Source organism: Blautia sp. OF09-25XD (assembly GCF_003482095.1).
Lineage (GTDB): Bacteria > Bacillota > Clostridia > Lachnospirales > Lachnospiraceae > Fusicatenibacter > Fusicatenibacter saccharivorans.
Window position 1 is genome coordinate 75768 of sequence record NZ_QUMG01000016.1, and the last position, 9337, is coordinate 85104.

Sequence of the window (9337 nt, forward strand, 5' to 3'; positions counted from 1 at the left end):
ATTTAAAAGGAGGGGCTTTCGAGTGTTTGATTTTAACAAACCGAAAATTGAAATTACTGAGATTTCTGATGACAAGAAGTACGGCAGATTTGTGGTTGAACCTCTGGAAAGAGGCTACGGTATCACATTAGGTAATTCTCTTCGCAGAATTATGCTTTCTTCCCTCCCTGGAGCAGCAGTAAGCCAGGTTAAAATCGAGGGCGTTCTTCATGAATTCAGCTCCATCCCTGGAGTAAAAGAAGACGTTACAGAAATCATCATGAACCTGAAGAGCCTTGCAATCCGCAATAACAGCGAAACCAACGAAGCAAAAGTTGCTTATATTGAGTTCGAGGGCGAGGGAGTTGTAAGAGCATCCGATATTCAGGTAGATCAGGATATTGAGATCATGAATCCGGATCAGGTAATCGCAACCCTGAACGGCGGCCCGGACAGCAAGCTGTACATGGAGCTGACGATCACAAAAGGCCGCGGTTATATCAGTGCTGACAAAGGCAAGAGCGATGACATGCCGATCGGCGTTCTCGCTGTGGATGCTATCTATACACCGGTTGAGCGTGTAAACCTCAAAGTGGAGAACACCCGTGTAGGTCAGATTACCGATTACGATAAACTGACACTGGATGTTTACACCAGAGGAACACTGGATCCGGACGAGGCAGTCAGCCTGGCAGCTAAGGTTTTAAGCGAGCATCTGAAACTCTTCATCGATCTGTCTGAGAATGCGAAGACAGCAGAAGTTATGATCGAGAAAGAGGACAATGAGAAAGAGAAAGTTCTGGAGATGAACATCGACGAGCTTGAGCTTTCCGTGCGTTCCTATAACTGCTTGAAACGTGCCGGTATCAATACCGTAGAAGAGCTGTGCAACAAAACTTCCGAAGACATGATGAAGGTTCGTAACCTGGGCCGCAAGTCTCTGGAAGAGGTACTTGCAAAGCTGAAAGAACTGGGACTGTCACTGAGTCCTGGGGACGGAGAATAAATCACAGCGATTTATCTTTCCGTTTGATTTGTAGACGAAAACCCCCTGTCAGTAAGTCCGAGGCAGCATGACTTGTGGGTTCCACAAATGGAGGAAAATTTAAAATGGCAAAATATAGAAAACTTGGCAGAACATCTGACCAGAGAAAAGCATTATTAAGAAACCAGGTAACCAACCTTCTGTATCACGGAAAAATCGTTACCACTGAGACCAAAGCAAAAGAGATCCGTAAGATCGCTGAAAGCATGATCGCACTGGCTGTAAAAGAGAAAGATAACTTTGAGACCGTTACCGTTACTGCTAAAGTAGCTCGCAAAGATGCTGATGGCAAACGTGTGAAAGAAGTAAAAGACGGCAAAAAAGTTACCGTATACGATGAAGTTCAGAAAGAGATCAAAAAAGATCTTCCGTCCAGACTTCACGCTAGACGTCAGATGGCAAGCTTCTTCTATCCTGTAACAGAGGTTCCGACCGAAGCAGCAGGACGCAAGAAAAACACCAAGTCCATCGATATGCCACAGAAAATGTTCGATGAGATCGCTCCGAAATATGCAGACCGTAACGGCGGATATACCCGTATCATCAAGATCGGACCGCGTAAAGGTGATGCAGCTATGGAAGTTGTAATCGAGCTGGTTTAATCTGTAAATAGTTTTGAAATCCGCAGGGGCTGCCTCTTAGTAGGTGGCTCCTGTTTTGTTGTATATCATATTTTATATGACACAATTGCGAAATTGTGGCAATGTACGGGGTTGCATCTGCTTTGCGAATAAGGTACAATACAGAATACAGAACAGCTAAAATGGGATACAAAGGAGAGCATTTGCATGGAGAGCAAGAAAAAAATGTTGTTTATTTTTAATCCGTTTTCCGGAAAAGCACAGATTAAAAGTAAACTGTTTGAAATTATCGATGTTTTTGTAAAAGGCGGATATGAAGTCATTGTCCACCCGACGCAGGCAGTCGGAGATGGTTTCGAAAAGACAAAGGAGCTTGCGCCGCAGGTGGATCTCGTTGTCTGCAGCGGGGGCGACGGAACACTGGATGAAGTTGTCAGCGGTCTGATGGAAGTGGATCAGCGCGTTCCGATCGGTTATATTCCGGCCGGAAGCACCAATGACTTTGCAAACAGTCTTTCTATTTCGAAAGATATGGTACAGGCGGCAAAGGATATCATCGAGGGAAACCTGTATTCCTGTGATGTGGGAGCGTTCAACAACGACAGCTTTGTCTACATCGCTGCATTCGGCCTTTTCACGGATGTTTCCTATGAGACAGACCAGCACATGAAAAACATTCTCGGCCATCTGGCATACCTGCTGGAGGGATCCAAACGGATCTGGAATGTGCCGACGTACTGGATTAAAGTCGAGGCAAACGGGGAAACCTTTGAGGGAGAGTATATCTACGGTATGGTGACGAATGCCAAGTCCGTCGGCGGCTTCAAAAACCTGCCGGGACAGGATGTACGCCTGGATGACGGACTCTTCGAGGTAACCCTGATCAAACGCCCGAAAAACCCGCTGGAACTGAATGAGATCATTGCGTCCCTGCTGATGCAGGAGGATCACACAGACCTCATCGATTCGTTCAAGACCGACCGCATCATCATCGAGTCCAACCAGGAGATTTCCTGGACTCTGGACGGCGAATACGGCGGAGATCACGGCTATGTCTGCATCGAAGCGCGCAAACATGCCATGGAACTGGTTCTGAACAATAAGTAGGCACGGCTTTTTGATAAGTTTTTCACAAAAAAGTGCAAAAAAATGGATTTCGCCACGAAAACCATTTGGCATTTGCAGAAAGATGTTGTATAATAAAACTAGTTATGAAAGTAACAAGTATGCGGCGGTCTGTTCTAAAAGGGCACGCGGCACAATTACAGACACAGGAGGTCATTTGAGCTATGTTAGTATCAGCAAAAGAAATGTTGGACAAAGCAAAAGCCGGCCATTATGCAGTTGGTCAGTTTAACATCAACAACCTGGAGTGGACAAAATCCATCCTTCTTACCGCACAGGAGATGAATTCTCCAGTTATCCTTGGTGTATCCGAGGGTGCAGGAAAATACATGACAGGCTTCAAGACCGTAGCTGCTATGGTAAAAGCTATGATCGAAGAGCTGAACATCACTGTTCCGGTTGCTCTGCATCTGGATCACGGAACCTACGAAGGATGCTACAAATGCATCGAAGCAGGTTTCTCATCCATCATGTTTGACGGATCTCATTATCCGATCGAAGAGAACGTTGCAAAAACAAAAGAACTGGTAGCTGTTTGCAAAGAGAAAGGAATGTCTCTGGAAGCAGAAGTTGGTTCTATCGGTGGAGAAGAAGATGGTGTTGTAGGTATGGGCGAATGCGCTGATCCGAACGAGTGCAAGATGATTGCAGACCTCGGTGTAGATATGCTTGCAGCAGGTATCGGCAATATCCACGGTGTATACCCGGCTAACTGGCAGGGACTGAGCTTTGAGACTCTGGCAGCTGTACAGGAGCTGACAGGAACTATGCCGCTCGTTCTTCACGGTGGTACAGGTATCCCGGATGACATGATCAAGAAAGCCATTGACCTTGGCGTTTCCAAAATCAATGTAAATACAGAGTGCCAGCTTGCATTCGCAGCAGCTACACGTAAATACATCGAAGAGGGCAAAGATCAGCAGGGTAAAGGATTCGATCCTCGTAAACTCCTTGCTCCTGGCGCAGAAGCTATCAAAGCTACTGTAAGAGAAAAAATCGAACTGTTCGGTTCTGCAAACAAAGCCTGAGTTTAAGCACGAAAATGCTGTGCAGGATTCCTGGGGGACTTCCTCCTCAGGGTCCGCACAGTATTTTTTTTCGCGAGCAACGAGTCGAAGTCCGTGCTTGCACGAGACCTTGACGACTGCCGCGAAAGCTTTCATCGAATCCGCTAATTTTTTCGCCTGAATTAGGAAAGTTTTGTAAAATAATACGAAAAAGGGACTGAGTTCAAAAAAGCACTTGCGTTTTTTTAAGTTTTTGAGTTATTTTAGTATCAGTTGGAAATCAAATCCATATGCGAATGTAAAACAAGGGCGTTCTACAAAAACTTAGCTTTCCTTAGCTGCTTTTTGAGAACCCCTTTTTCTTGTATCAGGACCTTTTTAGAGTCCGGCGGGAAGGTCGCATCGCAAAATTCACAAATGGAAAGGAAGAAAGAAAATGGGAGAATATGTAAATCCGGCCAAAATCTTTGGCGAAAATGTATTCAATGACACTGTAATGCAGGAACGTCTTCCAAAAAATGTTTACAAGAAGCTGAAAAAGATCATCGAAGAAGGCGGTGAGCTGGATCTTGCTACTGCAGATACGATTGCACATGAGATGAAAGAATGGGCAATTGAAAAAGGAGCAACACACTATACACACTGGTTCCAGCCGCTGACTGGTACAACTGCAGAAAAGCACGATTCTTTTATTACAGCACCGATGCCGAACGGCAAAGTACTGATGAGCTTCTCCGGTAAAGAGCTGATCAAAGGCGAGCCGGATGCATCTTCTTTCCCGTCCGGTGGACTGCGTGCTACCTTTGAGGCAAGAGGATATACAGCATGGGACTGCACCTCACCGGCTTTCGTTCGTCAGGACGCAGCAGGCGCAACCCTCTGCATTCCGACTGCATTCTGCTCCTACACAGGAGAGGCGCTTGACCAGAAAACACCGCTTCTTCGTTCCATGGAAGCTCTGAATGTACAGTCCCTGCGTCTGTTAAAACTGTTCGGAAACACCACTTCCAAGAAAGTAACTCCTTCCGTAGGACCGGAGCAGGAATACTTCCTGGTAGATGCAGAGAAATTCCTGCAGAGAAAAGACCTGATCTACACCGGCCGTACCCTGTTCGGCGCAATGCCTCCAAAAGGACAGGAGATGGACGATCACTATTTCGGAACCATCCGTCAGAGAATTGCTTCCTTTATGAAGGAGGTCAACATTGAGCTGTGGAAGATGGGCGTTACCGCAAAGACACAGCACAATGAGGTTGCACCGGCACAGCATGAGCTGGCTTCCATCTATTCCGAGGCAAACGTAGCAGTCGACAACAACCAGCTCGTAATGCAGACCTTAAAGAGAGTTGCATGCCAGCACGGACTGAAATGCCTGCTGCATGAGAAACCGTTCGCAGGTGTCAACGGTTCCGGAAAACATAACAACTGGTCCATCACCACAGATGACGGCATCAACCTTCTTGAGCCGGGCAAAACACCGCACGAGAACATTCAGTTCCTGCTTGTGTTAAGCTGCGTCCTGAAAGCTGTTGATGTTCACGCAGATCTGCTCCGTGAGTCCGCAGCCGATCCAGGAAACGATCACAGACTGGGAGCCAACGAGGCACCGCCGGCCATCATTTCCGTATTCCTTGGCGAGCAGCTGGAGGACGTTGTTGAGCAGCTGATCAGCACCGGAAATGCAACCAAGAGTAAAAAAGAGGGCGTTCTGGAGACTGGTGTTAAGACGCTTCCGGATCTCAAGAAAGACGCTACCGACCGTAACAGAACCTCACCGTTCGCCTTCACCGGAAACAAATTCGAGTTCCGTATGGTTGGTTCCCGTGACTCCGTTGCAGCTCCGAACATCGTACTGAACACCATCGTTGCAGAAGCATTCCGCGATGCATGCGATGTACTGGAAGGCGCTGAAAACTTTGAGGACGCTGTCCATGATCTGATCAAGAAGAACTTAAGTGAGCATCAGAGAATCATCTTCAATGGCGACGGATATGCAGATGAGTGGTTAGCTGAGGCAGAGAGAAGAGGACTTCCGAACATCAAATCCATGGTGTACGCAATCCCGGCACTGACCACTGATACCGCAATCAAACTGTTCGGCGATTTCAAAGTATTCACCGAGGCAGAGCTGGTATCCCGTGCAGAAGTTAAATTCGAGAACTATGCAAAGACCATCAACATCGAAGCAAAGACCATGATCGACATGGCAAGCAAACAGATCATCCCGGCAGTCATCAAATATGCGACTTCCCTGGCTGGATCCATCAACACCATCACCGCAGCAGGTGTTACGGCAGTTGGTGTACAGAAGAATCTGCTGAACGAGACAAGTGCACTGCTTGAGGAAACCCAGAAAGCACTCGATGAGCTGATCGCAATCGAGAATGCAGGATGCGAGATGGAAGACGGTGAAGCAAAAGCAAAATACTACTACGAGAAAGTTACTCCGGCTATGGAGGCACTCCGTGCACCGGTTGACAAACTGGAGATGATCGTAGACAAAGAGATGTGGCCGATGCCGTCTTACGGCGATCTGATGTTTGAGGTTTAATCCGCAGACGGTCCGATAAATTGTAAAAATTCTGTGAAAACAGGGCAGAAAAAGAGGCTGTTTTTGACAACAGCCTCTTTTTTTAGTATAATGGGGATTAGCTGTTGCCAGAAGAAAAGGGCGGACAGCGCTGCCGGAAGAAACGGCAGGAAAACATGGAGGAAACGCTTCTGGATTTCGAAGGAAAACAGAAGTATACAGAACAATGAATGCAGAACTGGAAATTTTAGGTGTGAAGCTGAAACATTACCGCGTCGATGCGGCAATGGAGATTGCAGAGGAATACCTCTCGAATGATAAGCTGAACACCATCGGGATTGTGACGATGCAGATGCTGATGCAGGCGAGCAAGGAACCGACGTGGAAACAGTATATCGAAGATCTGGATCTGACGGTCATCGGGGAAACCGAAGTGCTGGAGGCAGCAGGAATCGACCCGGAGACGCCGTCCTATGAGGAAGTGGAGACGAACGAGTTCATCGCACGCTTTTTCTGGGGACTGATTCAGAAAAAAAGCCGGATTTTCGTACTGGGCGACACTGGGGAAGAACTGCAGACACTGCAGAAATATCTGACAGAAACGTATCCCGGCATTGAGATCGGAGGCGGTGCTGTCGTCGAGACGCTGGAGGAATCCGCGTTTGACAGCCTGGTCAACGAGATCAACAGCCAGACGACGGACGTGATTGTGAGCGGCCTTGCGGGAACGCGGCAGGATCGTTTCGTTCTGGAAAACAGCAGCAAAATCAGCGCGAAAATCTGGCTGAGCCTTGGCGAACACTCAACACTGCAGAACGAGGCCGGTATAAAAACGAGCTGGTGGGGAACTCTGCTAAAGAAGAATACGTTCAAGTGGATGGTAACAAAATATAACAGCGAAAAGGACGGTTGAAGTTCATGAACTGGATACGGAACAAACAGCAGTGGAGAGATTATCTGCTGATTACGCTGGGAACCGCGGTCATGGCGGTTGCGACCAGCTCGATTTACGACCCGGCGGGGCTTGTTACCGGAGGATTTTCCGGTCTTGCAATCGTCATCAAACAACTGAGCCAGATGCTGTTCGGAAAAGGAGTTCCGCTCTGGGTGACGAACCTTGTGCTGAACATTCCGCTCTTTCTTTTTGGAATCCGCATGAGCCGTGATTTTCTTGTGAAAACCATTTTTGGAACCCTGATGAACACGTTCTGGTTTGCCGTTCTCCCGGTTCTGCAGCTGGTGCCGGATGACAGGATGCTCTCCGCACTTTTTGGCGGCGTTCTGATGGGAGCCGGCATCGGCCTTGTCTTTATCGGAAACGGAACGACGGGCGGAACGGATATGATGGCGGCTCTGATCCAGAGAAAGCTGCGCCACTATTCCGTTGCACAGGTTATGCAGGTGCTTGATGGAATCATCGTCATCGCCGGTATTTTTGTCTTCGGTATCCACGCTTCGCTCTATGCGATCGTGGCAATCTACGTGACGACGAAAATGACGGATGCCCTGATGGAAGGTATGAATTATGCGAAATCCGCGTTTATCATTACCGCGCATCCGGAGCAGGTAGCCGATGAGCTCATGAAAGAACTCGACCGCGGCGCGTCCGGCATCCACATCAAGGGAATGTACACGGGCGAAGAGCGTATGATGGTATTCTGTGTTGTGGGCAAAAAACAGATCCCGCAGCTCAAACAGATCGTAGGAACGATCGATCCGGACGCGTTTGTCGTTGTGTCGGATGCAAGAGAGGTCTTAGGAGAGGGCTTCCAGACGGATTTCTCCTGACCTTTTTACGTATTTTGTGGTATAAATGTTGTGTTTTCTCTTCCTTTTTTGTCTATTTTGTATTAAAATAAGTATATCTGTGAGGTACTTTGCATCAGGCGCAGAACCATAGGGGTGTGGATATGCCTGGCAATGAAAGCGGGTGCAGCCGGAGACAAACTATAGGATGAAAGAGGGAAGAAAATATGATTTCAAATCAGATTTTACAGAGTACCATTGAGGGAATCAAAAATATTTCGCGTGTCGAACTCTGCGTGACTGATGTAGAAGGAAAGGTTTTGGTAACGACGTTTCCGGAGGTTGAGATCAGCCAGAATGATATTGTAACGTTTGCGCAGTCTCAGGCAGATTCCCAGACCATGAAAAATTATCAGTTTTTTAAAGTATACGATGAACACCAGCTGGAGTACATTCTGGTTGTAAAAGGCGGAAACGATGACATTCACCTGATCGGGAAAATGGTTACCTTCCAGATTCAGGGCCTCCTTACCGCCTACAAGGAGCGCTTCGATAAAGACAACTTTATCAAGAATCTGCTGCTCGACAACCTGCTGCTGGTCGACATCTACAACAGGGCGAAGAAGTTACATATTGAAGTGGAAGCACGCCGCCTTGTATTTATTCTTGAGACAAATCCGGATAAAAACAGCGGGGCGCTGGAAAGCGTCAAGAGTCTGCTCGGTACCAAATCCGGTGACTTTATAACTGCCGTCGATGAGAAAAACATTATCATCGTCAAGGAACTTGCTCCAGGTGAGGATTATGCCCAGATGAACAAAGTGGCAGCCACCATTCTGGAAGCAGCAGGAAGAGATGAGGAGGGGAAAACCCACGTTGCTTACGGTACCATTGTCAAGGAGATCAAAGAAGTATCGCGTTCCTACAAAGAAGCCAGAATGGCGATGGACGTCGGAAAAATCTTCTCCGCTGAGAATGATATCTATGCATACAGCTCACTGGGTATCGGCCGTCTGATTTACCAGCTTCCGATCCCACTGTGCAAAATGTTCATCAAAGAGATTTTTGGCAACAAATCGCCGGATGACTTTGATGAAGAGACACTGACAACGATCAATAAATTCTTTGAAAATTCTCTGAATGTCTCGGAAACCTCGAGACAGCTTTATATACACCGAAATACCCTTGTCTATCGGCTGGATAAGCTGCAGAAGAGCACGGGACTCGATCTTAGAGTTTTTGAAGATGCGATCACATTCAAGATTGCGCTTATGGTTGTGCAGTACATGAAATACATGGAAACGCTCGATTATTAAGCGAGAAC

The 9337-nt window shown here is 47.3% G+C and carries 8 protein-coding genes; all 8 read left to right on the forward strand.

The annotated features are described in order from the left end of the window. Positions 1-22 precede the first annotated feature (22 nt). The gene (locus DXA93_RS12960) at positions 23-985 is read left to right on the forward strand and encodes a DNA-directed RNA polymerase subunit alpha (RefSeq protein ID WP_022461576.1); all 963 of its coding nucleotides are present in this window, start codon (positions 23-25) and stop codon (positions 983-985) included. Between the two features lie 104 nt (positions 986-1089). Further along, positions 1090-1626: a bL17 family ribosomal protein gene (locus DXA93_RS12965; protein ID WP_022461577.1), complete on the forward strand. Its 537-nt coding sequence runs from the start codon at positions 1090-1092 to the stop codon at positions 1624-1626. 186 nt (positions 1627-1812) lie between these two features. Beyond that, positions 1813-2712, forward strand: coding sequence for a diacylglycerol/lipid kinase family protein (locus DXA93_RS12970; protein WP_022461578.1), 900 nt, complete (start codon positions 1813-1815; stop codon positions 2710-2712). A 182-nt stretch (positions 2713-2894) separates the two neighbouring features. After that, a complete protein-coding gene (fba, locus tag DXA93_RS12975) occupies positions 2895-3758 on the forward strand; it encodes a class II fructose-1,6-bisphosphate aldolase (RefSeq protein WP_022461579.1) in 864 nt (287 codons plus the stop codon). 415 nt (positions 3759-4173) lie between these two features. After that, positions 4174-6288 carry a glutamine synthetase III family protein gene (locus DXA93_RS12980; protein ID WP_022461634.1) on the forward strand — a complete coding sequence of 705 codons (2115 nt, stop codon included), beginning with the start codon at positions 4174-4176 and terminating at the stop codon, positions 6286-6288. 205 nt (positions 6289-6493) lie between these two features. Then, positions 6494-7180 (forward strand): WecB/TagA/CpsF family glycosyltransferase, encoded by a 687-nt coding sequence (locus DXA93_RS12985; protein ID WP_117510477.1) that lies wholly within the window; start codon positions 6494-6496, stop codon positions 7178-7180. A 5-nt stretch (positions 7181-7185) separates the two neighbouring features. Then, positions 7186-8055, forward strand: a complete 870-nt coding sequence (locus DXA93_RS12990) for a YitT family protein (RefSeq protein WP_117761413.1) — start codon at positions 7186-7188, stop codon at positions 8053-8055. Positions 8056-8240: 185 nt separating this feature from the next. Beyond that, complete coding sequence (locus DXA93_RS12995) at positions 8241-9329, forward strand: PucR family transcriptional regulator (RefSeq protein WP_117510479.1); 1089 nt, start codon at positions 8241-8243, stop codon at positions 9327-9329. Positions 9330-9337: the final 8 nt, after the last annotated feature.

What these genes read in the sequence shown, in the direction of transcription:
- DXA93_RS12965 (WP_022461577.1), top strand. Translation starts at nt 1,090, where the DNA reads ATGGCAAAATATAGAAAACTTGGCAGAACATCTGACCAGAGAAAAGCA.
- DXA93_RS12970 (WP_022461578.1), top strand. Translation starts at nt 1,813, where the DNA reads ATGGAGAGCAAGAAAAAAATGTTGTTTATTTTTAATCCGTTTTCCGGA.
- fba (WP_022461579.1), top strand. Translation starts at nt 2,895, where the DNA reads ATGTTAGTATCAGCAAAAGAAATGTTGGACAAAGCAAAAGCCGGCCAT.
- DXA93_RS12980 (WP_022461634.1), top strand. Translation starts at nt 4,174, where the DNA reads ATGGGAGAATATGTAAATCCGGCCAAAATCTTTGGCGAAAATGTATTC.
- DXA93_RS12985 (WP_117510477.1), top strand. Translation starts at nt 6,494, where the DNA reads ATGAATGCAGAACTGGAAATTTTAGGTGTGAAGCTGAAACATTACCGC.
- DXA93_RS12990 (WP_117761413.1), top strand. Translation starts at nt 7,186, where the DNA reads ATGAACTGGATACGGAACAAACAGCAGTGGAGAGATTATCTGCTGATT.
- DXA93_RS12995 (WP_117510479.1), top strand. Translation starts at nt 8,241, where the DNA reads ATGATTTCAAATCAGATTTTACAGAGTACCATTGAGGGAATCAAAAAT.